The sequence below is a fragment of the Phycisphaeraceae bacterium genome, assembly GCA_015709595.1.
Lineage (GTDB): Bacteria > Planctomycetota > Phycisphaerae > Phycisphaerales > SM1A02 > CAADGA01.
On record CP054178.1, the window covers coordinates 2,168,973 to 2,193,412 of the forward strand.

25 protein-coding genes are annotated in these 24,440 nt (G+C 66.9%); 8 read left to right on the plus strand and 17 right to left on the minus strand.

What is annotated here, in order from left to right:
- Positions 1-40 precede the first annotated feature (40 nt).
- From HRU76_09175 to HRU76_09185, 3 genes are all read left to right on the plus strand, one after another.
- Entirely contained in the window at positions 41-1,303 is a 1,263-nt protein-coding gene (locus tag HRU76_09175; protein QOJ17742.1) for a hypothetical protein, read from the plus strand.
- Between the two features lie 19 nt (positions 1,304-1,322).
- Complete coding sequence (locus tag HRU76_09180; GenBank protein QOJ17743.1) at positions 1,323-1,967, plus strand: hypothetical protein; 645 nt, start codon at positions 1,323-1,325, stop codon at positions 1,965-1,967.
- A 175-nt stretch (positions 1,968-2,142) separates the two neighbouring features.
- Positions 2,143-2,724: a hypothetical protein gene (locus tag HRU76_09185; protein ID QOJ17744.1), complete on the plus strand. Its 582-nt coding sequence runs from the start codon at positions 2,143-2,145 to the stop codon at positions 2,722-2,724.
- Positions 2,725-2,795: 71 nt separating this feature from the next.
- On the opposite strand, the gene HRU76_09190 is transcribed toward HRU76_09185, so the two are convergent.
- The gene (locus tag HRU76_09190; GenBank protein ID QOJ19154.1) at positions 2,796-4,199 is read right to left on the minus strand and encodes a sulfatase; all 1,404 of its coding nucleotides are present in this window, start codon (positions 4,197-4,199) and stop codon (positions 2,796-2,798) included.
- Positions 4,200-4,284: 85 nt separating this feature from the next.
- Positions 4,285-5,058, minus strand: coding sequence for a triose-phosphate isomerase (locus tag HRU76_09195; protein ID QOJ17745.1), 774 nt, complete (start codon positions 5,056-5,058; stop codon positions 4,285-4,287).
- A gap of 116 nt (positions 5,059-5,174) precedes the next feature.
- Between HRU76_09195 and HRU76_09200 the strand changes: the two genes are divergently transcribed.
- Entirely contained in the window at positions 5,175-5,912 is a 738-nt protein-coding gene (locus tag HRU76_09200; protein QOJ17746.1) for a hypothetical protein, read from the plus strand.
- Between the two features lie 63 nt (positions 5,913-5,975).
- Here HRU76_09200 and HRU76_09205 read toward each other — a convergent pair whose 3' ends face one another.
- The 5 genes from HRU76_09205 to HRU76_09225 form a co-directional block, all read right to left on the minus strand.
- On the minus strand, positions 5,976-7,385 hold the full coding sequence (locus HRU76_09205) for a PQQ-binding-like beta-propeller repeat protein (GenBank protein ID QOJ17747.1): 1,410 nt from the start codon (positions 7,383-7,385) through the stop codon (positions 5,976-5,978).
- A 249-nt stretch (positions 7,386-7,634) separates the two neighbouring features.
- Entirely contained in the window at positions 7,635-8,810 is a 1,176-nt protein-coding gene (locus HRU76_09210; protein ID QOJ17748.1) for a hypothetical protein, read from the minus strand.
- A gap of 13 nt (positions 8,811-8,823) precedes the next feature.
- The gene (locus tag HRU76_09215) at positions 8,824-10,494 is read right to left on the minus strand and encodes an MBOAT family protein (protein ID QOJ17749.1); all 1,671 of its coding nucleotides are present in this window, start codon (positions 10,492-10,494) and stop codon (positions 8,824-8,826) included.
- A gap of 93 nt (positions 10,495-10,587) precedes the next feature.
- Complete coding sequence (locus HRU76_09220; protein ID QOJ17750.1) at positions 10,588-11,421, minus strand: histidinol-phosphatase HisJ family protein; 834 nt, start codon at positions 11,419-11,421, stop codon at positions 10,588-10,590.
- A gap of 35 nt (positions 11,422-11,456) precedes the next feature.
- Entirely contained in the window at positions 11,457-12,317 is an 861-nt protein-coding gene (locus HRU76_09225; GenBank protein QOJ17751.1) for an RNA methyltransferase, read from the minus strand.
- A gap of 130 nt (positions 12,318-12,447) precedes the next feature.
- On the opposite strand from HRU76_09225, the gene HRU76_09230 reads away from it, so the two are divergent.
- Positions 12,448-13,242 carry a hypothetical protein gene (locus tag HRU76_09230; protein QOJ17752.1) on the plus strand — a complete coding sequence of 265 codons (795 nt, stop codon included), beginning with the start codon at positions 12,448-12,450 and terminating at the stop codon, positions 13,240-13,242.
- Positions 13,243-13,344: 102 nt separating this feature from the next.
- Here the strand turns inward: HRU76_09230 and lpdA are convergent, their stop codons facing one another.
- Complete coding sequence (lpdA, locus tag HRU76_09235; protein ID QOJ17753.1) at positions 13,345-14,823, minus strand: dihydrolipoyl dehydrogenase; 1,479 nt, start codon at positions 14,821-14,823, stop codon at positions 13,345-13,347.
- 225 nt (positions 14,824-15,048) lie between these two features.
- On the opposite strand from lpdA, the gene HRU76_09240 reads away from it, so the two are divergent.
- Together HRU76_09240 and HRU76_09245 are read left to right on the plus strand one after the other, a co-directional pair.
- Entirely contained in the window at positions 15,049-15,747 is a 699-nt protein-coding gene (locus HRU76_09240; GenBank protein QOJ17754.1) for an FkbM family methyltransferase, read from the plus strand.
- 65 nt (positions 15,748-15,812) lie between these two features.
- A complete protein-coding gene (locus tag HRU76_09245) occupies positions 15,813-16,514 on the plus strand; it encodes a class I SAM-dependent methyltransferase (GenBank protein ID QOJ17755.1) in 702 nt (233 codons plus the stop codon).
- Here HRU76_09245 and HRU76_09250 read toward each other — a convergent pair.
- Positions 16,501-16,794, minus strand: coding sequence for a hypothetical protein (locus HRU76_09250; GenBank protein ID QOJ17756.1), 294 nt, complete (start codon positions 16,792-16,794; stop codon positions 16,501-16,503). The genes HRU76_09245 and HRU76_09250 overlap by 14 nt on opposite strands.
- Before the next feature lie 183 nt (positions 16,795-16,977).
- On the opposite strand from HRU76_09250, the gene HRU76_09255 reads away from it, so the two are divergent.
- Positions 16,978-18,309, plus strand: a complete 1,332-nt coding sequence (locus HRU76_09255) for an ABC transporter permease (protein ID QOJ17757.1) — start codon at positions 16,978-16,980, stop codon at positions 18,307-18,309.
- Between the two features lie 20 nt (positions 18,310-18,329).
- Here HRU76_09255 and HRU76_09260 read toward each other — a convergent pair whose 3' ends face one another.
- From HRU76_09260 to HRU76_09295, 8 genes are all read right to left on the minus strand, one after another.
- Positions 18,330-20,027 carry a glycosyltransferase family 39 protein gene (locus tag HRU76_09260; protein QOJ17758.1) on the minus strand — a complete coding sequence of 566 codons (1,698 nt, stop codon included), beginning with the start codon at positions 20,025-20,027 and terminating at the stop codon, positions 18,330-18,332.
- 96 nt (positions 20,028-20,123) lie between these two features.
- Positions 20,124-20,582, minus strand: coding sequence for an SRPBCC family protein (locus HRU76_09265; GenBank protein ID QOJ17759.1), 459 nt, complete (start codon positions 20,580-20,582; stop codon positions 20,124-20,126).
- Between the two features lie 89 nt (positions 20,583-20,671).
- Positions 20,672-21,514, minus strand: coding sequence for an ABC transporter permease (locus tag HRU76_09270; protein QOJ17760.1), 843 nt, complete (start codon positions 21,512-21,514; stop codon positions 20,672-20,674).
- A gap of 86 nt (positions 21,515-21,600) precedes the next feature.
- Positions 21,601-21,948 (minus strand): STAS domain-containing protein, encoded by a 348-nt coding sequence (locus HRU76_09275; GenBank protein ID QOJ17761.1) that lies wholly within the window; start codon positions 21,946-21,948, stop codon positions 21,601-21,603.
- Between the two features lie 24 nt (positions 21,949-21,972).
- Positions 21,973-22,428 (minus strand): ATP-binding protein, encoded by a 456-nt coding sequence (locus HRU76_09280; protein QOJ17762.1) that lies wholly within the window; start codon positions 22,426-22,428, stop codon positions 21,973-21,975.
- Positions 22,421-22,813: a hypothetical protein gene (locus HRU76_09285; GenBank protein QOJ17763.1), complete on the minus strand. Its 393-nt coding sequence runs from the start codon at positions 22,811-22,813 to the stop codon at positions 22,421-22,423. The genes HRU76_09280 and HRU76_09285 overlap by 8 nt, the downstream gene beginning before the upstream one ends.
- Positions 22,814-22,833: 20 nt before the next feature.
- On the minus strand, positions 22,834-23,187 hold the full coding sequence (locus tag HRU76_09290) for a hypothetical protein (protein ID QOJ17764.1): 354 nt from the start codon (positions 23,185-23,187) through the stop codon (positions 22,834-22,836).
- A gap of 51 nt (positions 23,188-23,238) precedes the next feature.
- Positions 23,239-24,405, minus strand: coding sequence for a DegT/DnrJ/EryC1/StrS family aminotransferase (locus tag HRU76_09295; protein ID QOJ17765.1), 1,167 nt, complete (start codon positions 24,403-24,405; stop codon positions 23,239-23,241).
- Between the last annotated feature and the right edge of the window lie 35 nt (positions 24,406-24,440).

Sequence of the window (24,440 nt, forward strand, 5' to 3'; positions counted from 1 at the left end):
CGCCGGCGCGGGTCCGATCGACCTGACCGGCTCGGACACGGTGTACCCCCGTGGCCGCAACAACTGGAACTTCTGGTGGCGCGACCGGCTGGAGAACCCGGACTTCGGCGTGGCCATCCGGGCGCGGCTCAAGTCCGGCTCACTGAGCGGGAGCGTCTCGATCGACCACGTGGAACTGGTGGTTCACGACGAGACCTTCATCAACCCGTTCTTTCGGAAGGACACGCGGCCGGTGATGGAAGTTCGTGTGGCCGGCGTGAACGGCAGGCAACTCCAGAACGCCGCCGCTGAGGTGTATCAGCCGGGACGGTCGTGGATCAACCGCTATGACTGGCACCTTGAGTCGCAGGTCGGCGAATTCCTCGACGAGCACATCGGGCTGCGCACAGCCACCGGCGCCAAGCGTCTGTGCCTGCGCATGCCTGCCGGACGCACGCCCCTTCAGGGGCTCATCCCCAGCGGTCAATGGGAACCCATGTACGACTATCAGCGCGATGCGTTGATCGATCGGATCGGCGCCTGGGTCCGGAGCGACCCCGAGCATGAAGTGTCGCTGTACATCGGCGCCTGGATCAAGGATCCGGGCAAGGTTGACATGTCAGGCACGCCCGGCGAACCGGGCGGTCCCTGGCAGCCGGATGTTCAGGACGCCGAGGATGTCGCCATTCTCGAGCGCATTTTCTTCCCCTACCGCGACTTGGTCGGGGTGACGCGTTTCTTCCTCGACAACTCCGGCGTGCATGACGAGTCCCTCTCTCTGGCGCTATTCACCTGGGGTCGCCGGAACGGCATGGAGTTCGTGTACGAAGCCATTCCGGGGATGCGCTTCCCACCGCACCTGCCGGACCTCGACCGGGTCGGCCCCTTCGATGCGTATGCCAACGCGAAGGAGTTCATCCTCCACCATGATCCGGACTTCAAGGCGAGATTCGAGCGTGGTGACTGCACGGCGCTGTTCCGGATTTCAGACTTCGAGGAAGAACCCTGTGGCCCCGAGTGCTGGCCGAGACGCCTGAAGGACTTCGCGCGTGCGGGATACGCGTTCCAGACGCATGATCGCGTCAATGGCGTGTCGGGTCTGTACGAAAGCATCGACGATTTCGCACTTCAGGTTGGTTCGCAGTTCGAGCAGCGGCGCATCCATCACCCGGTTGCATATTCCATCGCGTCGCCGGTGGCTCGCTCGGTGCGGCATCTTGTCCGCCACCCGACGGCGCCCGCTGCGCAGAATCGGGGAATGGTCCCCGGCTCCGTCGTGGTGAGTGTTGCGCATGCCATCACGTTCCCCCTGTCGGGAACGTGAACAGGAAGGAGACGACAGCATGAATCGTCACGTATGTCGAGCATTCATCGCCGCCATTGCGTTCAGCGCGGCATTCGTCTGGAACGCTTCTGGCGGTATCGTCCACTTCGTCAATCCCGCCCCCGGCGAGCCGGGGCACTTCAACTGGCACTGGCAGCAGCGATTCGACCCGCCGTCGTGGGAGCACTGGCTCAACATCACCAAGCCCTCGACGGACCAGCAGGAGTCGCGCACGGGCAACAGCGTCGGCCAGCATTTCGCGGGGGGCGGGGACATGTTCAACGCGACGTCCGAGGCCGCCTGGATCGCATCGTACTCGGATCTCGTGGTCACGAGAGCGCTCGAACTCGACGACGACGTGAGCGCCAGTTTCTTTCGAGATGGCGCTGAGCATTCAGGCGATTTCAAGGGATGGGAGAGCGACTTCCCTCGCGGGGTTGTCCGTTACATGGGCGTCCTGACGCAGTCCGGCAACCACGGCTGGATCGCGGTGATCCGCGCCGGTGAAGGGCATCACCGATACTCGTTCCTCGCATTGGCGTGGGCCTACGAGACTGTCCCCGGCAAGCCGATCCTGGCGGGTCAGGTGCCCGGCGCTGGTGGCCTCGCCCTTCTGCTACCCGCGATGTTCCTCACGCGTCGGCGCCGGCACCCCGCTCGCTGACGCGACCGGGCGTCGTCCGTTCTCCTGCTTCCTCGTCACCCTTTCATCATGGGGGCATCATGGCTCGCTTCATCAATGAGCAGCTCACCGCCAACGGCAGCACGACGGGAATCGACTGGCCGGGCGGACCCGGCACGTTCATCGTCATCGGGACGTTCGACGGGCGACCGTCAAGGTGCAACTGCAGATCGAGGGGTCGTCGTGGGTAGACCTGTCCACCGACACCACGGTGACTGCCGACAAGGCCGTGGGCTTTCAGATCTGCCCGTGCAAACTGCGGATCACCCTCTCGGGCGCCGGCGGGGGCACATCGGTCAAAGTCCGCCTCGCCCCGGCGTGGCAGGGGTGGTTTCCGCAGGAAGCGTTGCCGGACACCGGCGCGTCACCACCGCATTCGGTCGTTTCAACCCATTTCATCAATGAGATTCTCAGCGCCGACGGTGAGAGCATCAGCATCAAGTGGCGCGGCGGGCCCGGCACGTTCATGGCTCACGCAGTTCCGGTCGCTTCCGAGGATGCTTGGGATGGAGCGACCGTCCGCATCGAGTTCAGCATGGACAGTAACAATTGGGTTCAGGTTCCGGGCATGGAACTCGCGTTCAACGCCGACGACGCGGGTGGCTTTCACTTGGGACCGTGTCAACTGCGAGCGGTCATGGATGATGCCGGCGCAGAGACGGAAGTGCGCGTGCGCGTCCTGCCCGCCTACCCCGGCTGGCTGATGGACGTGGCGATCCCGGACACCGTGGAGGACTGATTCGCCAATCCGAAGCGGGTCGCGCTCCGTGGCGGGGCCTCGTCCACATCGTCAGCGCCGCACTGAGGTCATCAATCGCGCTCGGGGTTCTTCGGCCTCGGCATCGCTGCCCCGGTCCTCTCGCGCCACGCGATCAGCATGGCATGGAGTTCCCTCACCTTCTCCGGCATCGTCGAGGCGAGGTCGTTCCTCTCGCCGATGTCCTCGCGCAGGTTGTAGAGTTCCAGCCGCCCGTCCTCGAGGAACTCGATGAGTTTCCAGTCGCCCGCGCGGATCATGCCGACGGGGGTGGTGCGCCACACGCCCTCGCCGAACCCCTGCAGATAGCCGGGGAAGTGGCCGTAGATGGCTTCCCGTTCCAGTTGACCGGCGGGATCGCGCAGCAAAGGCACGATGCTCAGCCCGTCGAGTGTCTGAGTCTCCGGTGCCGCAGCGCCGGCGGCTTCGAGCGTGGTTGGGAAGAAGTCCACGTGCGTCGTGACCGCCTCGCAGGTCGCGCCTGCGGGCGTCACGCCCGGCCAGCGGACGATCAGCGGGGCGCGAAGGCCGCCTTCGTAGAAGGTGCCCTTGCCGCTACGAAGCGGGGCATTGTCTGTGTAGTTGTCGAACCGATCGTCGTAGCCCCCAACACCGCCATTGTCGCTCGTGAAAATGACCAGCGTGTTTCCCGCAAGTTGCAATTCATCCAGTTTCGCCATGATTCGCCCGACGCTGTGATCGACATACTCGATCATCGCTGCATAGACGGGATTGGAGTGGCCGCCAATCGGTTCCTTGCCCCGGTACTTCTCGGCCAGGTCGTGAGGCGCTTCGAGCGGCGCGTGAACGCTGTAATGCGCCAGGTACAGGAAGAACGGCCGGTCCTTGTGCCGCTCGATGAAGTCCACTGACCGCTCGGTGAGGAAGTCCACCAGGAACTGGTCGCCGGGGTGGTCCACTTCCGGCATCGTGGTGAAGTTCACGTGCTCCCCCATGGAGACGATGGCCTCATCGAAGCCGCGCTGCGAGGGGTGGTAGCGCGGCCCTGAGCCGAGATGCCACTTGCCGAACATCCCCGTGGCGTAGCCGGCGGCCTTCAGGGCGTCGGCGATGGTGCGCCGGTCCAGCGGCAGCCGCGTCACGTTCTCCGGCACCTCCATCTTGCGGTGCGCTTCGTCGCCCCGCGCCAGCGTCCCCACCCCGTAGATGCCGGTGCGCGTCGGGTACTGGCCCGTCATGATCGCGGCTCGCGTGGGCGTGCAATTCTGGGCGTGATAGTGGTTGAGGAACCGCACGCCTTGTGCGGCCAGGCGATCGATGTTCGGCGTCTCGTAGTAGCCCGACCCCTGGCAACCCAGGTCGGTCCAGCCGAGGTCGTCGATCAGGATGAAGACGATGTTGGGGGCGGGGTCGGCTCCGCCGGGGGCTGAGCCGCGTCCTGCGCCACGGAATGGCTGGCGATGGCGAGTAGCAGGGTCCAAAGGATCGGCCAAGATGGTCGCGTCATGACGTGTCCTCCGAGTATCATCCTACTCGTCGCGTTCCCCGTCCCCAATGCACAAGGAAGGTTCAGGATCGGTTCTATCGTCCCGCCGCCGCCCTCACAATCGCAATGAACTCATCCGCCTTCAGCGAGGCCCCGCCCACGAGGAAGCCGTCGATGTCCGGCTGGGCCGCCAGGGCGGCGGCGTTGGATGGCTTCACCGACCCGCCGTAGATGATGCGGATCGCCCCAGCCGCCTCGTGGCCGCAGAGAGATGCCAGTTCGCCGCGGATCACTCGGTGGGCGGCCTGGGCATCATCCGGCGTGGCGGTGCGGCCCGTGCCGATGGCCCAGACCGGCTCGTAGGCGATGATGACCTGCCGCGTGGCCTGCTCGGGCGGCACGCCTTCCAGCCCGGCCCGCAGTTGACGCAGGTTGATGGCGTCCGTTTCGCCCCGCTCGCGCTGCTCCAGCGTCTCGCCGATGCACAGCACCACCCACAACGCGCCATCCAGCGCGGCGAGGGTCTTGCGGTTCACCAGATCATCATCCTCGCCGAGAATGTGCCGCCGCTCGCTGTGGCCGGTGAGCACCACGTTGACGCTCAGGTCGGTGAGCATGTCCACGCTCACCTCGCCAGTATACGCGCCGTCGGGTTCGTGGTAGACATCCTGGGCGCCCAGGATGACCCCGCCGTGGCCCAGCGCCTTGCCCACAGGCAGCAGGTAGGGAAAGGGGGGGAAGAGCGCCACATCCACGTGCTGAATCAGTTCGGCGCAGCCCGCGTTCACGTCGTCGGCGAGCTCCACCGCCGAGGCCAGGTCGGTGTTCATCTTCCAGTTTCCGCCCACGAAGGGCATACGATGCGGCATGGCTGGTGTTCCTTGCGGGGAGTACGCCTGAGCGCCGGGAGGTGACGATACGAGTGCCCGCGCCGACTGACCAGCCGAGGCGGAAGTGATCGAACCACGCCACCGGAATCGCTCTTGTGACAGCATCCACCGACCAAGCGCCTTGCTGCACCGTTCGCTGCATCGTACTCTGTGCGCTGCCGTTTCTCATCGTGGGCGTGCTGACGGCGATGTACCTGATTGCGCCGCGCTTCTACCTGACATACATCATCGAGGAGGCCAATCGCGAGCACGGGGCGGTGGAGATCGTGACGTTCTCCTCGGCGATACTGGGGGGGCTGTTGCTCCTGGGCGCGGGGTGGCGCCTGTTCGGGCGCGAGGGGCGGCGCCTCACGCCCCGCAGCGGGGCGGCCATCGTGGGCGTGGTGGGGTTGGCGGGCGTGTTCTTCGCCGGCGAGGAAGTCTCGTGGGGTCAGACGTGGTTCAAGTGGAAGACGCCGCCGGCCATCCGTGAGCACACCATCGAGACCAACCTGCACAACACCGACATTCCCGTGCAGGCCATGGGCAGCGTGTTCATCGCGGGCGTGTTCTTCGGTCTGCCGCTGGCGTGGCGTCTGCGCCGCGGGTGGCTGCCGGAGCGGTGGGGCGCGGCCATTCCCGCGGCGCCGGAAATCACCACCGTTGCGGTCGGGTTCGCGTGGAAGGAAGTGAAGACGGTGGCCAAGTTCTTCATCGCCGAGGAGGATCGGTTGACGACGCCCGTCTGGCGTGACTTCCTTGACCAGTTCAATGAGCACAAGGAGATGCTCATCGCCATCGGGCTGCTGATGTACGGCGTGTCACGGTGGCGGGCGCTGAGGTCGGGCGGGTGAATGGGCGGCGCGACATGGGTGGCGCGACGCTCCACCTGGCGCGTCTGCGCGATTCCCCGCACTTCAACGGAAGCAATACAGCGCCTGCTGGGTGCGCACGAAGAGACAGCCGTCCGCGATGGCGGGCGTGGACCAGATGTCGCCTTCGACTTCGACCTCGGAGAGCAACTCCCAGTCTCTCCCGGCCCGCAGCAGTTTCACCGACCCCCCGCGACCAGCCAGAACCAGGCGCCCTCCCGCCGCGACGGGCGAAGCGGCGTAGGCGTCGGTCGCGCCGGTGCGGTCCTGCTTGAGGACCTCGCCGTTCTGAGGGTTGAGGGCGGTGAGCAGGCCGCCATCCTTGATGAGGTAGAGCACTCCGTCGTAGAGCAGGGGCGATGGCATGTCGGGCATGCCGCGCCGGTTGGTGTACGTCCATTCCACGTGGCTGTCCGACACGTCGCCCTCGCCGCCCAGGCGGATGGCGAAGACGCCGCCGGTGGCCGTCTGGCGCTTGAGGGCCATGGCCCACTCCGATCCGTCCATGAAGGTGTCGTTGTCCAGGTCGTAGAGGAACCAGAGTTCCTTGAGGGCGGGGAACTCGAACTCATCGACGACGAGTTTCCCGTCCGCGTTCCTGTCGCGCGCGGCGAGGGATTCCTCCCACGTGCCGCTCAGCTTGGGCGCGCCGAACTCATTGGGCGCGCCGAACGCCGCGTGGATGAAGACGTGCGAGTGGTTCTCGTCCATCACGGGAACAGTCTTGGTCTGCCACGCCATGCCGTTCACCCACCAGAGTTTTTCGCCGGTCTTGACGTCGTAGGAAACCGTCTCGAACGAGCCCGCGACGATGACCTGCTCCGGGCCGTCCTTGGGTCGCGCGATGGCGGGCGTGGCGTAGCTGTGCGCGAAGCCGGGCCGCTCCGCCCGCCAGCGCGGCTCGCCGGTGAGCGCATCCAGCGCCGCGACGTGCGAATCGGTGTCCTGGTCGCATTGCACGATCACCAGCCCACAGGCCAGCACCGGCGATGACGACATGCCGTGCGGCACGTTGAACGGCGCCATCTCGCGCTTCCACAGTTCTCTGCCCGACAGGTCATAGCAGACCAATCCGAAATGCTCGTAGAGCACGTACAGGCGCTCGCCGTCGCTGGCGGGCGTGGATGACACCGGCGAGTTGGGCGTGCCACGCTTGGCCGGCAGGGGCGTGGGGGCCTCGACGCGCCACATCGGCTCGCCGGTGGCGCGGCTGAGGGCCAGGGTGAACGACTTGCCGTCCGCGTGCGTGGTGAGGATGACCATGTCACCCACCACGACCGGGGAGGAGTACCCCTTGTCGATCTCGCGCTTCCACAGCAGGTGGCTGTCGAGGTCCAGTGCCTCGGGCAGCGTGGATTCCGTCACCCCCGACCCGTTGGGGCCGCGAAAGCCCGGCCAGCCGGGCTCGGCCGCCGCGCCCGCGAGCATGGCGCAGCCCGCGAAGCCAAGGAGCACGGAGACGAACCGTACAGTGGAAGCGGCCGACGACGAAGAGGAGCGTGGCATGTGGAACAGCACCCCGCGTGAGGTTGGGCGGATGGACGATGCAGGGTGTATGAGCGGGGAAGGGCGCGGTTGCGGGAGGCATTCAAAGGATGGCGGCATGACACCCCGATCCTCAAGGCGTTGAGCCGCGAGGATCGAATCGGTGCAAGGACGCACCGGCTTGCGGAGGGGTGGCGCGACGCTCCGCGTCGTGCATCCTCACTGGTCATCAATCGGGCTGGTATCCGGCACGGTGATCTCACCGGGCGGCTGGTCGTCGCCCTCATCATCCTCGCCGCCGCGCGGCGTGCCCAGCCCCTCGGGACGGGGAGGTACGGGGCGGCTGACCCACTTGAGTTCGCCCTTGAGCGCGGGAATGACCGCCTTCTGAGCGAGGATCGCCGTCAACCGCCTGGCTCCGTGGACGTTGAGGTGCGAGAGGTCGCGGAAGACCGTCTCATCGAACGTCTCGCCGAGATCCTCGATGTGGAGATATGGGGCACGGTACTTGTTCGTCAGCCGCTGGGCGATGCGGCGCATCTGCTCCAGCGTGCCGCGGGGGTAGTTGCGGCGGAGAGTTTCGGAGAGCGGCACCTCGTACACGATGATGGTCACGCCCGCGTCCCGGCACTGTGACAGGATCGACTCGAAGCGCCGCGACGCCTCGCCCCCAAGCGGATGGCGGTTGCCCTGCATGCGAGGACGCAGGTAGCGTTGCACGAAGGCGTCTCTCACCGGGTGATCCGCCAGCCGCCGGTCGGGTTCATCCACCTGCTGGAAGGTCAGGTCGCCCGCGATAGGGTTGGAGTGGATCGATTCCCAGCCGAGCAGAGCCCGCAATCTGATCCACGCGATGTCGCGGTAGGCGTAGAGGCGGCACCACCGGCCGGCTTCGTTGTGCATGGCCATCGCCCGCAACCGACGGGCGGCGTTCGCCGGCAGGGTGGCGGCCTCGCGTTCCCAGTCGTCCAGCGTCCACAGCCGCCCGGCGTGACGCGCCGCCGCCGCCTTGGTGGAAAGTTGCAGCGGCGAGATGCCGTAGAGGATCAACTTCGGCTTTCGCCGCTGGGAGAGCAGCACGCGGACGATGGAATCGACTTCATCTGCGCCGGCGGCCGGTGATGCGTAGTTGCCCACGGTCACGGTCCGCCCCAGGGCGGCCTCGCAGGCGGCGCGCAGGTCAGGGGCGGCGATCGACTCCCGTGCACGGCTGGAGCCCACGACCGCCACCTCCGCCGGGCCGTCCTTCTCGATGAAGTGCCGCACCGCCGGGTAGGTGCTGTCGCCCGCGTTGACGTAGGGAATCACCCAGCGCGACGGCGCCACGCGCACCGCGCCTTCGCACGCCAGGACCACCAGCAGCGCGGCGACCAGCGCCCACGGTGCGGCGCCCACGTCGAAGGGCTGCTCAGAACTGGAAGTAGATGAACGGGGATTCACCGAATGCTCCAAACAGCACGAAGCCCAGCATCAATGCCGCGTACACCGCCGCCCGCGCCGCCAGCGGCCAGCGGAAGACGATCATCAGGTCGCGCGAGCGGTACTGGATGAACTGTACGACGAAGAGGAAGATCATCAGCGCCGCCAGCGAGATGCCGCCGCTCGGTCCCATCAGATCCACCTGGCTGCCCAGGTCAGTGAACATGGCCCTGGCCATCGCCCACAACTGGTCCATCGACCGGGCGCGGAAGAGCAGCCAGCCCAGGCACGTCAGGTGGAAGAAGAAGACGATCATGATGACCTTCCACAGGTCGCGCATCCACTTCGCCTTGAAGGCGTACCAGCGCTCGAAATGTCCCTGCAGCATGCGGTGGATCGCCAGCAGCCCGCCGTGATAGATGCCCCAGAGTACGAACGTCCATGCCGCCCCGTGCCACAGCCCGCCGAGCACCATGGTGGCCATCAGGTTGACGTAGGTGCGCACCGGTCCCTTGCGGTTGCCTCCAAGCGGGATGTAGAGGTAGTCCCGCAGCCACGTCGAAAGCGAAATGTGCCAGCGCCGCCAGAAGTCGCTGGGATTGACCGCGAAGTAGGGCAGGTTGAAGTTGAGCATCAGGTCGAAGCCCATCATCCGGGCCGTGCCCCGCGCGATGTCGGAATAGGCGGAGAAGTCGCAGTAGATCTGGATGGCGAAGGCGTAGACGCCCAGCCACGCGGTGAAGCCCGCGCCTTCAGGCGGCTTGTCGCCCGCGAAGGCGGCGAACACACTGTCGCAAATCAGCGCCGCGTTGTCCGCCAGCACCACCTTCTTGAACATTCCCCACCCCAGCAGCCAGAAGCCCGTGTACACGTGCCACCGCGTGATGGGCAGCACGCGAGACATCTGCGGCAGCAGGTGGCTGGCGCGCTCGATCGGCCCCGCCACCAGTTGCGGGAAGAACGCCACGTAGAGCGCGAAGGAGAGCAGGTTGCGCTCCGCGCCCATCTGACCCCGGTACACGTCGATGGTGTATGAGAGCGTCTGGAAGGTGTAGAACGAGATGCCCACCGGCAGCACGATCTCCAGCACGTGGGGATGGGCTTCGATGCCGAACCGCTGCAGCACCTCCACCGCGCTGGTGACGAAGAAGCCGTAGTACTTGAAGAAGCCCAGCAGCCCCAGGTTGGCGACCAGAGAGGCCAGCAGGAAGGCCCGTCTGCGCCCCGCTTCGCCCAGCCGGAACATGCCCTCGTTGATGAATGGCCAGAGCAGCGCGACGACATAGCAGGCGATGATCGCCGGGCGCGCCCCCGTGTGCGATGGCCAGAGAATGTTGCCGAGCGACCAGTCGTATGTTCCGGCGCGCACCGACTCCCAGTTCACACCGACCAGCGCCAGACCCGACAGCACCAGCAACGCCGAGATGCCCGCGCGCCTGAGCCACGAGAGCCGCTCGCCAACAATGCCCAAGGCGGCCACGTAGTCGATCGCCGTGCTCAGGTAGATGAGCACCAGGAACTTCGCGTCCCAGTAGCCGTAGAAGTAGTACGACGCCCCCAGCAGCAGCACGTTGCGCCCGGTGATCCACCGGCGCAGCAGCAGCGTAAGCGCGTACACCACGACGAAGAAGACGACGAACTCGAAGCTCTTGAAGTTCAAGGGGCGGCGGATTCCGTCGTCTGAATGGCTGGGATGCGGCGCACGAGATTGGGAACCTGCGATCGGTGAACCTATCGAGCGGGGGGAAGGTCGTCAACCGGTGGAGCAGTTCACGTCGCTCGCCGGGGCGGATTGATCCAGCCGCTCCGTTCGTCGAACTCGACCGGCGAAGCGGACCACGTGGTCGTACCCCGCTTCGCGAAGTCGTTCAGCCCCCCGATCAAAGTCCCGCAGCAGATCCGCCGGCTTGTGCGCGTCGGCGGCCAGCATGGTCTCAATGCCGCGTTCACGACACGCGCGGAGCAGGTCCAATGATGGATACGCATCCGCGCAGGGCTTGCTCCACCCGGCGGTGTTGAGTTCCACCGCCAGCCCGTGCTCGGCGATGGCGTCCAGGGCGGGCTCGATCACGTCCCACGGCTGGGCGCGCGGGAGATGGCCGAACTTCTTGGGCAGATCGAGGTGGGCCACGATGTCCACCAGCCCGCTGCGGGCCATGCGGGCGAGCCGCTCCCAGTAGCCGCGGTGGAGGGCGTCGATGTCGTCCTGGGTGAGTTTACCCCAGCGCGAGGGGACGCCGTCCACCGGGAAATCACCAACGAAGTGGACGCTTCCAAGGACATAGTCAAAGGGATGCGCCGCCACCGCCCGCGCGAGGACCGACTCATGGCCATCGAACCAGTCCAGTTCCAGTCCGAGGCGCACGACGATGTCGCAACGGCTCATCTCAGCGCGAACGGCCTCCACGTAGTGAGTCAGTTGATCGGGCTTCATGCTCCACGGCACAACCCGCCCCCCGGGGTGGAGCGTCAAGTGGTCGGACAGGCCGACCTCGCTGACGCCCATCGCGGCGGCGGCGTCGATCATCTCCTTCACCGACGCCTTGCCGTCGCTGAAAGTCGAGTGATTGTGGTACGTGACGACCATGAGCGATGGTAGGAGGGAGATCTGGTGAGTCCCGTTCAGACCCGCGCCCCGCGCGAGAAGCGGTGCAGGCACACCGCCGCCGCCACGCCCACGTTGAGCGAATCCACGCCCGGCGCCATGGGGATGCGCGCCGCATCATCGCAGGCCGCGATGGTCTGCGGGGTCAGTCCCGACTGCTCTGAGCCGACGATCAGCCCCACCCGCCGCGGCGCGTTGATGGCGTCTATCGACCGGGCCTGTCCGCCCGTCGCGGCGGCGATCAGCGTCACGCCCCACTCGCGCCGCAGTCGCTGCAGGTCGCCAAGCCAGTCCGTCGAGCGCGCCCAGGGCGTGGTCAGTACGTGGCCGATCGACACACGCACGCTCTTGCGGTAGAGCGGGTCGTGGCATCGCGGGCTGAGGATGACCGCATCCACCCCGAACGCCGCCGCGTTGCGGAAGAGCAGCCCGATGTTGTCGATGTTGGTGATGTCCTCGCACAGCAGCAAAGTGAGATGATCCCGCCCGCGCGGCACAACGTGGTCAAGCGTGCGTTCGCTGGCGGGCGGGCGATGGCCCACCGCGATGACGCCTCGGTGAATCGGGAAACCCGCCACCCGCTCGATCGCCGCGGGCGACACCACGTACACCGGAACGGGCGCGGCGGCGGGGGGCTGCGACGGCGCTGCGGCGGCGCGCCCGATCTCATCCACGTGGGCCGCCGTCGTCATGATCGACTTCGTCATGCCGGGTATCGCGAGCATCTTGGCCACCGTCTTGGCCTGCTCACCCATGAACAGCCCCGGCCGCCCGGATTCACCCTTCAGATCGCGGTCGCGGATGTGCCGATAGTCCTCCAGCCGCGGGTCGGCGGGGTCGTCGATGGGGATGAACTCGAGACGAGGCGATTGTCGCACGATGCAGGATAGCTTGAACGATGGTGTGCCACGGCTCGGTGAGCCGCGCTGATCTTCTGAGACGGGAGATCGTGTGTAGAGTGACCGGCTGCCGGGAGATCGCGACACGCCCAGGCATTGAGGAATGAGCATGATCGGTCGTTTCGTCACTGCGGCTGTCTGGGTGGCGCTGGTCGCTGACCCGCCCGCGTTCATTCATGAGCCGGTCGAATCGTACGAGGAGCGAACGGTTCACGGCTTCCGCGTGCTGGTGAGCGCGGCGGCGCGGGCCAACCCCGACACCACCGACCCGGCCCTGCGCGTGCTGGAGGCCCAACTCGCGGCAGTGGTTGAAGTGATCCCGCCCAAGGCGCTGGGAACGCTGCGGACGATCCCCGTATGGGTGGAGCACATGAACCCCGACCGTCCCTGTGCGTGCTACCACGTCAGCGCGCGGTGGCTCACCGCCAACGGGTACCTCGCCCAGAAGGAGCGTTCGGTCGAGATCTCCAACCCGGTCAACTTCGTGCGGTGGGTTGAGCGCACCCAGCCGTGGATGACGCTGCACGAACTGGCCCACGGCTATCACGACATCGTGTTCGGCTACGGCGATGCGTCGATCCGCGCTGTGTTCGAGAAGGCCCGCGACGCCGGGCTGTATCAGCGCGTCGCCTACATCCACGGCGGCGAGCAGCGCCACTACGCGCTCACGAACCAGATGGAGTATTTCGCCGAATTGACCGAGGCGTACTTCGGCAGGAACGACTTCTACCCGTTTACACGCGAGGAGCTGCGCGAGTACGACCCGGACGGCTTCGCCATGATCGAGCGCTGCTGGGGCGTGCGCGAGGGCAGGCCAGTGGAGTCGGTTGGTGATCGGACCTCAGCACTGCCCGAGGGGTTCGAGCGGCGATGGGGCGTGCCGGTGCGGCGACCGACGCGCTGAGTGCGATCTGTGTGTGGTCAGTGGTCGGACGAAGATGTCGCGGCCAAAGAATTGGAGTCACAGGCGAGACGCCTGTGTCACTATTGATGAGCCGATCCCGGCTCAGTTGTGAATCATCCGACCCTCGGTGGCCAGGGCCGCCTCGTGGATGCTCTCGGCCATGGTCGGGTGGGCGTGGACGGTGGAGATGATGTCCTCCGCCGTGGCTTCCAGCCGCTTGGCCAGTCCGAGTTCGGCGATGAGTTCGCTGGCGTCCTCGCCGATGATGTGGGCGCCGAGGATCTCGCCGTACTTCTTGGTGGTGATGATCTTCACCAGGCCGTCCGCCGCACCCACCGCGATGGCCTTGCCGTGCGCCTTGAGCGAGTACTTGCCCACGTTGTACTCGATGCCCTTCTCCTTGACCGCCCGCTCGGTGAGCCCGATGGAGGCGATCTGCGGGTTGCAGTAGGTGCAGCCGGGAATGGCGTCGTAGTCGATGCCGATAGTGTGGTGGCCGAACATGCGCTCCACCGCCACGACGGCTTCCTCCGAGCCCTTGTGGGCGAGCGCGGGCGGGCCGATCACGTCGCCGACGGCGTAGATTCCCGGCACGCTGGTCTGATACGTGGGCTCCTTGGCGGTGCGGTAGTCGGTCTTGATGCAGCCCTTCTCGATCTGGATGCCCAGTTTGTCGCTGAACAGTCCATCGAAGCGGGCCGCCACGCCCACGGCCACCAGCACCACGTCCGCGTCGATGGTCTGCGTCTTCTTCTCGTCCTTCACATCGACGATGGTGACCTTGGCGCCGCCCTTGGACTTCACATCCACGGCCTTCACGGTGTGGCCCACGTGGAAGGTGATACCCTGCTTCTCGAACGCGCGCTGGGCGAGTTTGCTGATCTCATCATCCTCCACCGGCAGGATGCGATCGACCATCTCGACCACCGTCACCTTGGTGCCGAAGGCGTTGTAGAAGTAGGCGAATTCCATGCCGATGGCGCCCGAGCCGATGATGACCATGTGCCTGGGCTGGTCGGGCAGGATCATCGCGTGATACGAGGACACGATGGTCTTGCCGTCGAACTTGGCGAAGGGCAGCTCGCGCGGGGCCGCGCCGGTGGCGATCAGCACGCGGTCGGCGGTGAGCGTCTTCTTGAGATCCTTCCCGGTGCCGTGGTAGTAGTTGTCGTCGGGTGTGCGTACTTCGACTGTGCAGGGCTTGCCGCCTGTCTTTCCGGAGACGATGGTGGCGTGCCCCTCGTGGTGATCGATCTTGTTCTTCTTGAACAGGAAGGCCACGCCCTTGTTGAGCTGGTCGGTGACGCCGCGGGAGCGCTTGATGATCGTCTCCCAGTTGACCTTCACGTTGTCGAATTCGATGCCCCATTCCTTGCCGTGCTTGACGGCCTCGGTGTAGAGCTCGGCGTTATGCAGCAGGGCCTTGCTGGGGATGCAGCCCCAGTTGAGGCAGACGCCGCCCAGGCGGTTGCGCTCCACGCAGGCGACTTTTTTGCCCAACTGGGCGGCCCGGATGGCGCCCACGTACCCCGCGGGACCGGCGCCGATGACGATGAGGTCGTAGTGCGTGCTGTCTGCCACGGTTGATTCCTCGCAGCGATGTGAATGGTGGGCGGGATTGTAGCGGCGGAGCGCGGGGGGACGAGGGGTCACTCGCGCTCGCGCGGTCTCAGGGCGCGGTCCCGATGGCGAGGCGCGCGCATGAGCAACGGCTCGGTCGCGGGGTCCGCCGATCTGAACTCCCGCCTGGGGCGACCTACCCTTGGGCTCCCGGCCGCTCGGTGCGACCGACACCCAGGGTCCGCCATGCCCATTCTTGCGCTCAAACGATACCTGCGACGATGGCGTCTCAAGCGTCACGGCGTGTTCGAGGAGATCGAGGTCAATCGCCTCGCGCTGGCGTATGAGCACGGCGGCTGGATGATCTGCCCGGACGGCATCGGGCCGGACAGCGTCGTCTATTCCTTCGGCGTGGGCACCAACGTGGCGTGGGATCTGGCCATGATCGAGCGCTTCGGCTGCACCATTCACGCCTTCGACCCCACGCCGCGCAGCGTGCAGTGGGTTCGGTCGCAGCAGCTGCCCGGTCAGTTTCGGTTTCATGACCTGGGCATCGCCAACGTGGATGGCGAGAAGGCGTTCTTTCCCCCGCGCCGGGCGAGTTCGACCAACTATTCACCCATCGACCGCGGGCAGGCCTTCGACGGCAAGGAAGTGGTGAAAGCGCCGGTCGCCCGTCTGGCGACGATCATGCAGCGCCTGGGCCACGATCGGCTCGATCTGCTGAAGATGGACATTGAGGGCGGAGAGTACGACGTGATCGACGACATGCTCGCCAGCGATCTGGACGTGCGGCAGTTCATCGTGGAATTTCACCACAACTTCCGCACTGTCCCGCTGCAGCGCACGCTGGACGCGGTGGCGGGGCTTCGCAGGGCGGGGTTCCGGCTCTTCCACGTGTCGGATCGGAGCTACGAGATGTCGTTCATCCGCGGGGTGGCCTGACCGGGTAGAATCCATTGCTTGTGGACGGGCCTGCGGGGTCGCTGGGGGGGGACTGGGAGGTTCCCGTGCAGACCCACAAACGACATCATTCCACGCATGAGTTCATTTGCGAGCGTTTCGGTTCTCCCGAAGCCGCGGAGAAGTACGCCGCCGCGCAGGTGGGCACGGCGATGCATCGGCGCGAGGTGCGCTGCATCAAGCGCGTGCTGGGCGATCTGCCGGCGGGCGCCGCGGTGCTTGATCTGCCGTGCGGGACGGGTCGGCTGCTGCCCGCTCTCCTTCGGCGCGGGTATCGGGTGACGGAGGCGGATTCCTCGCCTCACATGGTGGAGAAGGCGAAGGAGACGCTCGCCCGCATCGGGGGCCGCGAAGAGCAGGTGCGATATATCGTGGCCGACGCCCTGAGCACGGGGCTGCCCGACCGCTCCTTTGACGCGGTCATCTGCAACCGACTGCTGCATCATTTTCCCGATTCGCAGACGCGGCGTCGCGTGCTGGCGGAACTGGCCCGCGTGGCGCGGGGACGAATCGTGGTGTCGTTCTTCTGCAGCGCGGCGTGGGATTCCGCGGTCTTCTTCGCACGCAATGCCCTGCGGCGCGTGCACCCGGATGACCGAGTGCCGATCTCGTACTCGACGATGTCGGCGGACGCGCGGGCCGTCGGGCTGCGTGTGGCTCGTGTGGCGGCCGTGCGGCCCGGCATCTCGAAGCAATGGTATCTCGGGCTGGAGCACGCCGAGGCGATGACCATGCTCAAGGCCGGATGAGCGCGGGAATCTCCCGGTCCGCATCAGGGTGGCGGCGTCGCAGCCGCGCCACGTCGAAGGTGGATTCGATCTCCGCCGCCGGCTCGCGCGACAGGGCGAAGGCGAGCGCGGCCCGCGCCACCGCCTCGGGGGCGACCGTGCCATCCGGGCACCACAGGTTGTAGTCCGCCCAGGCCAGCCGCATGGTGAACGGCCAGGCGCGGCCTCGCGGGTCGGTGGCGCGGGCCTCGAACGTCCAGCCGGCGCCCTGCTCGGTTTCGCGGAGGATCTCGATGCGCACGCGGGAGTGTACGCGGCGCGGAACCGGCGGCGGCTTCGTCGGTATACACCCACCCGACCCGGCGACCGGGCGCGAAGTCGTCGCGGCACGGGGCCTACACTGAACCCGCGGGCACGACGCCTGCCCGGTTCACCGCCCGATTCTCGTCGCCATCACCCGTTCACCCGTTCCACGACGCTGGTCATGACCTTTCTGCTCGAGATCATCCGGCTCGGACTGAGCAACCTGCGGCTGCACAAGCTGCGGTCGCTGCTCACGTCGCTGGGCATCATCCTGGGTGTGGCGGCGGTGATTTTGATGGTCTCGATCGGCGAAGGCAACAAGCAGGCCGCCCTGCGCAGCATCCAGGCGCTGGGGGCTTCCAACATCATCGTGCGCTCCGCCAAGCCGGCCCAGTCCAATACCTTCGCGTCGGGGCAGATGTCGATGGTGGTGAAGTACGGGCTGTCGTTCGCCGACTTTCGGCGCATCGAGCACAACTTTCCGGACGCGGAAGCAATCGTTCCGCTCAAGGCGGTGGCCTCGGAGGTCTCGTACAGCTCACAGCGCGACGTGAGCCAGGTGTTCGGTACGACGCCGCAGCTGATCGGCGTGACCAACCTGCGGCTCGAGCCGGGCAGTCGCTACCTGACCGACGAGGACATGGCGTCACGGGCGCCCGTGGCGGTGATCGGGTCGGAGATCGCCAAGAAGCTCTTCCGGCTGGATGAACCGATCGGGGCGGAGTTCCGCATCGACGACCGCGTCTTCCGCGTGGTGGGGGTGCTGCGGCCGGTGGGCCTGGCGGGCGGCTCCGGCTCGGCCCTGGTAGGGCGCGACCTCAACCGCGACGTGCATATTCCGCTCACCACCGCCGAGGCGCTCTTCGGCAACATCCTCTTCCGGCGCACGGCGGGGCAGTTCACCGGCGAGGAGATCGAACTGTCCGAGGTGTACGTGACGGCGCCGTCCACGGACGAGGTGACCAACCTGGCCTCCCGCGTGGAGCGCGTGGTGCGCGTCGAGCACCCCGACATGGCCGATGTGCAGATGATCGTGCCCTGGGAGCTCATCGAGAACGCCAAGAAGACGCAGCTGGTGTGGGACATCGTGCTGATCGCGGTGGCGGCGATCTCGCTGCTGGTGGGCGGCATCGGCATCATGAACATCATGCTGGCCTCGGTGACGGAGCGCACGCGCGAAATCGGCATCCGACGCGCGCTGGGGGCGACGCGCCGGCACATCACCGCCCAGTTCCTGGTTGAGACGGGCACGCTTTCCACGCTCGGCGGGCTGCTGGGCATCGTCCTCGGCGTGAGCGTGTCGGTGGGGCTGGAGCGCGTGCTGCCCGCGGTGCTGAAACTGCCGATCGTGGCCCGTTTCGTCAACGCCGAGTTCAAACTGGAGACGCAGGTGACCGGCTGGTCGATCATCGCGTCGTTCATCGTGGCGGCGTCGATCGGCCTGATCTTCGGGCTCTACCCCGCGATCGTGGCCAGCCGCAAGGATCCGATCGTGGCGCTGCGGCACGATTGATCCGGGGATCCGCTTCCGCATCACCGGTCGAGCCGGTACACCCGCACCTCGCCGCGTCCCCAGTCGGCCCAGCCGGGCAGTGACAGGTCCATCCCGTAGCCCAGGGATCGCAGCAGTTCGGTGCGCTCGGGAGTGAGCAGGTGCGGGTATGTCACGATCACCCAGTCGGGCGAAGTGCTTCGCAGCATGATGTTGAAGTCGTCGCGGCCGTGCGTCGTGACCTGCGTCGGCGCATCTCTGGGCAGGTTGAGCAGGTAGACGCGGATCGGCTCGTGGAAGAGATCAAGCGCCAGCACGCGGTCGCCGGGCCGATGCCGCGCCGCGACATGGTTCACCGCCTCGCGCATCGGCTGTTTCGGCGGGCGCGTGGCAAGGTCGGCGATCGAGACGCCGAGCACGATGACGACGCCCAGCCCGAGCGCCGAGGCGCGGCGTCGAGCCAGAAAGTCCAGCCCCAGCGCGATCAGCACCATCGCCGACGGCATCGCGAAGAGCATGAACCGGGCGTAGACCCACGACCCGCCGACCAGCACGACAAGAATCATGAGCGGCAGCCCCAGCCCTGCCGAGGCGGCGAGTGATCGCGCGGATCGGTCCCCCGCCGCCGCGATCATGCCCAGCCCGAGCAGGACCAGTCCCGGCAGCGCCGCCCACCACGCCCACGCGCCACCCAGCTGCAGGAGTGCGTGCAGTCCTTCCGGTCCGAACAGGGACGGCTGATCCTCGGTGGAGCGGGCGAATGCGGACTGATCGGTCATCAGGCGCAGGAAATCCGGCAGGAGCGGCGCATGAAGGGTGATCGCCCACAGTCCCGCGAGCGCGATCGCCGCGCCGCCCTGGAGCGTCACGCACCAGGACGAGCCGCCAAGTCGGCGCATGACCAGCCACGCCGCGTGCCCGAGCGGGACGAACGCCGTCACCACGTGCGACCACACGCCCATCGCGGCGAGGAGCGCGTAGAACAGCCACCATCCGGAGACGCCCACGCGCGCGGCTCGGAGCAGCGCCCACGTTGAAGCCGCGCTGAAGAAGATCATCATGCCGTATCCGCGGGCTTCGACGCCTTCGAGCACGATGACCGGCAGCACCGCCGCCAGCCCCGCGGCGAGCATCGCGGCACGGGGGCGCGCGATTTCACGGACCAGCGCCCACATCGCGGGGATGGTCGCCAGCGAAAAGAGCAAGGCGGGGAGACGGAACGCCCATTCCAGCGGCAGCGAGTCGCCGAACACCGCCAGCGACGCCCAGAGCAGCACCCCGTACGCGACATGGTTGGAGGGATCGAAGTAGTTGCCCACCACGACGCCCGGGCCGTGCTGTACATACGTGCCCCACATGGCGACTTCGTCATACCACAGGCCTTCGCCGAGCCGCGCGGCCCGCAGCACGAACCCCAGGGCGATCAGACCAGGGAGCACCCATCGTTCGCGGCGCACGGGGGGTCGCGATTCCACGGCGGGCACGCACGATCGGCTTCCTGACATGCGGCGCAGCGCGAGGAGCACGATCGGCGTCATCACCGCCGACGCGATGAGCATCACGCGCCAGAGGTTCGCGCCCTGTCGGGTCACGTCCGGAACCGGCGTTCTCGACGGATGTGCGAAGAACTCGACCCACGAGGAGCCGGGAATCAGGGCCAGTCCGAGCAGGCCGAAGGATGTCGCGCCCACCAGCGCGGCGCTGATCCAGCGGCTCGTTGCGGCGTTGTCCGGCTGCATGAGCGACAGTGTCGCGTCGTCTCGCCTCGCCGACAAGGGCGGGAACGACGACAACGCTGATTCCGTTCATCGGCGCGAGCCGGGAGCGTCACGCCGTCATCCTTCCACGCGCTTCCGCAGCGAGGTCCAGCCATCCCGGATGGTCTTCTCGGCGGCGGCCTGGATGAGCGATGAGGGCACGGCGCTCATCAGGCCCTTGCGCTCCAGCACCGCCGCCTCCCACAGGAGGCGCGACGCCCTGCCGCCCTCGTGCGGTTCAATGGTCATCTTCGCCTCGATCTCCATTCCGACGCCGATCCCGCTGGCGCTGGTGCGCATCACCGCTCGTCGGGGCGCTTCGGAGTCGGTGAGCGTGACGGTGACCTTCATGGTCCCGCGCAGGAAGGAGAAACCGGGGCGCACCACGGCGCGCACGGTGCGGTCGTCCACGACTTCCGACGACTGCACGTCGGGCATCGAGCCAGCCAGGGCCTTCAGGTCCGTGAGCGTGGTGAAGAGTTTCTCGGGCGTCGCGGCGAAGGTCTCCTCGCCGGAGAAGCGGTCGGTGGGTGGCATGGCGGGACTCGGGAGAACAGAAGTCAGGGGACGGGAGACAGAGGACGGGGATGAATCATTCGCCATCAGCCAGCGAGCCGACAGCGCTCTCATCCCAGTTCCAGCGTGTAGAACAGCATGGTGAAGATGAGGTCGGCGATAATGACCCAGACGACGGTCTGGACGACGGTGTCGGTGGTGGCGCGTCCCACGCCCGCCGCCCCGCCGGTCACTTTCAGCCCGTTGTGGCAGGCGATGCATCCCAGCAGCGTGCCGAATACGCCGGCCTTGGCCAGTCCGGTGACGAAGTCGGTGGAGGTGATGGCGTTGAGCGTATTGGTCTTGTACAGCTCGTAGGGCACGTCGAGAAACCCCACCGCCATCACCCCGCCGGCGAACACCGCCGTCACGTCGCCGAGCACGGTGAGCAGGATGAGCGAGACGGTGGTGGCGATGACGCGCGGCACGACCAGGAATCGCACCGGGTTGAGGGCGTGGGCTTCGAGCGCCTCGATCTCCTCGCCGACGACCATGGTTCCGATTTCCGCGGCGATGGACGCCCCGGCGAAGCCCGTCAGCACGATGGCCGCGATCAGCGGGCCCAGTTCACGAAACACCGCCACGCCCACGATGTTGGCGATCTTGTCGGTCTGGCCGAAGTCCGCCAGGGGCGGCTCCATCTGCAGGGCCAGGATGAAGCCGATGCAGGCGCTGACCAGCAGCACGATGCCGATCGAACGCCAGCCGACGCGCACCATCTGGGTGATGATGGCGGTGCGTCCCAACCGGATGCGCCGGCGCACCGCCGCCCGCCAGATCCACACGCTCACGTCCCACGCCAGCCACGAGACGCCGCCCACCAGCGAGAAGACCGCCAGCCACATCTCTCCCCAGCGCGCCACGATGCGGCTGGGGATCGAGAATCGCACGGGCTGGGCGTTGTTGGAAGGCATGGGGAACAGGACCAGAGGGCGGCAACCGAATCAACCGAAACCGACGACCGACAACCGAGAATCCACCACCAAACCGATCTCTCCTCTCACGCCGTCAGCGCCGCCTCGGTCGAATCCACGATCGTGAACACCATGTCCAGGCGGGCGATTTCGAAGATGGCCCGCACCTTGGGCTGGATGGCGCAGAGCACCAGTCGGCAGCCGCGCTTGCGCGCGATCTGCATGGCCTCGAGCAGGGTGGCGACGCCGGAGGAGTCCATGTACGTGACGCCGCTCAGGTCGATCACCAGCCGGCGCGGGGTGCGTCGCTGCAGTTCGGCGATCTCCGTGCGCAGGACGGGCGATGACGCCAGGTCCACGTCGCCGGTCGGCGTCAGGATGTACCCATCCGCGATCGGCTTGACTTCCACGCTCAGCCCGTCGTTGTCGCGCATCGTGCTTCCTGCCTTCCCGGTGGATCAGCGCCCGCCCCCGGCCGCGGATCGGCCCTCGATGTACTTGGTCAGCGTCAGTCGCATCCCGCCTTCCGTCCGTCGTTCGTAGACCACCGAATCCATGACCTCCCGGATGATGTGGACGCCCAGCCCACCCGGCCTGATTTCGTCGAGATCGCGCGGGCGGATGTCGGCGGGGTCCACCTGCCTCGCCACATCCTCGATCACCACGCGGATGCCCGGCGGGTGCTCCACCGGCCAGACGCTCACCCAGATGCGGCCGTCCTCACGCTTCTCGTAGCCGTGATTGATGACGTTGCAGAGCGCCTCGTCCACCGCCAGCGAGATCTGGTTGCAGTCCGACTCGCTGAATCCGAACCGCTGCGCGACGTTCTGCACCATGGCGCGAACCGCGCTGAGATAGCGCGGCTGGCTGAGCATCTCGAATCGCAGCGGGGGAGATTCGTCGGACTCACCCATTGGAGACATTCCGACCCGGGGGTGTGGAGGACTCGACCGTGCCGAAGGCGGACTCGTGCCAACGGACCCACCGAAGGACCGCCTCGCGGCGGATCGAAGGCGGATCATCGTAGCGGTACCCCAGCGTCTGACCCGTGCGGGACTCCAGGATGGACGCCGCCCGCCAGCGAACGGCGGGATCGTCGTGATCCAGTTGTTCAATGAGCCGTCGCGCAGACTGCCGCAGGCCTGGCTCCACCGCCAGCCCGGACATTGCTCCGTGACGCGCCGCTGGAAGCGGCGAGTCGGGGTCGCCCGTCACGGTCGGCGCCGTGCAGCCCTGCATCCCGGCAATGAACAGCGCGGCTCCCAAGGCGGCCAGACGTGTCCCTGCGGTCCGTGACATGCGTCGCACCCCCATCATGATCACCCGGCGCCGAACACCGGCGATACGCCCAGCCAATGCAGCCCGCGCTCCAGCACGAAGACCAGCCCCGCGTTGACGGCGATCACCAGCAGCGTCACCGGCACGGCCCGCAGCTCCCAGTCAGGCAGGCCGCGGCGCCATACTTCCATCGCGCTGAAGAAATACGCATTGAGGATTCCGCCCAGGAAGCCGACCCAGGAAAGAAACTTCCACTCCCAGCCGAACAGCACCAGAAACGGCAGCACGATCAGCGCCGGGCTGAAGGCCCAGAGCCATCGCTTCCAGCCCACGGGAGGCGGGAACAACGGTCTCGCCTGTGCCGCGTCCGGCGTGGGCTGGGTGGGGTGGGTCATGGTCACAGTCTACACGCGATGAACGTGGGTCGGGGGTCACGCCCGGTTGCGTCACCCCGCCCGACGCGCAAACGTGCTGCGCCCGATCATCACGTCCAGCGTCTGGCAGACCAGATCGACCTCACGCTCGCGCAGCGCGCTGTAGAACGGCAGCGCGATGGTGCGCGTGCTGGCGCTGACGGCGCAGGGAAAGTCCTCCGGCGAGAAGTCGAACATGCGACGATAAAACGGCAGCATGGGGATCGGCGGGAAGTAGTTGCTGGCTCCGACATCATGGCGCCGCAGGCCGGCGATGATCTCATTGCGATCGAGTTCGGTGAACTCGGTGGACAGGCGCACCACGTAGACGAACCAGTTCATCACCGTGCTTGGCTCGATGGTGGGCAGAATCAGGTCGCGGTGACCGGCCAGCCGGCGGGTGTAGGCGGCGGCGACGCGGCTGCGCTTCTCCATGATCTCGTCGAAACGCTCCATCTGGGCCACGCCCAGGGCCGCGTGAAGCTCCGACAGCCGGTAGTTGTACCCCACCCGCTCATGCACGAGCCACGAGCCCAGCCCCGGCACGGCTTCGGGATTGTCAGGCCGCCCCTGGTTGCGCAGCGAGCGGCACAGGGACGCGAGGTTGTCGTCGTCGGTCACGATGACCCCCGCCTCGCCCGCCGTCACCTGCTTGTTGGGGTAGAAACTGAACACGCCCACGCGCCCGAAGGAGCCGACGGGGCGTCCGTCGATGCGGCAGCCGAGCCCCTCGCAGCAGTCCTCCACGAGCGGAATCTCGTGACGGTTGGCCAGCGCCTCGATCTCGGGCATGTGAGCGGGGTTCCCGAACACCTCGACCGCGATGATGGCCTTGGTGCGCTCGGTGATGCGGCGTTCGATGTCCTCGGGCTTGACGTTGAGCGTGCCGGGATCGCAGTCCACGAACACCGGCGTGGCCCCGACGTGCATGATGCAGTTGGCCGAGGCCACGAAACTGAAGGCCGGCGTGATGACCTCGTCGCCCGGCCCCACGCCCAGCGCCATGAGCGCCAGTTGCAGGCCCGACGTGCCGGAGTTGACCGCCACGGCGTGGGCGCGATGGGCGCGCGAAGCGATGTGGTACTCGAACTCCGGAACGCGCGGGCCCAGACTCAGCCGTCCCGATCGAAGCGTGGCGGCGACGGCGTCGATCTCGTGGTCGGTGATGTCCGGGCGACTGAGCGGGATCGATTCCGACACGATGGGCTCCGGGGTTGAAGTGCGTGGTGGCGCGG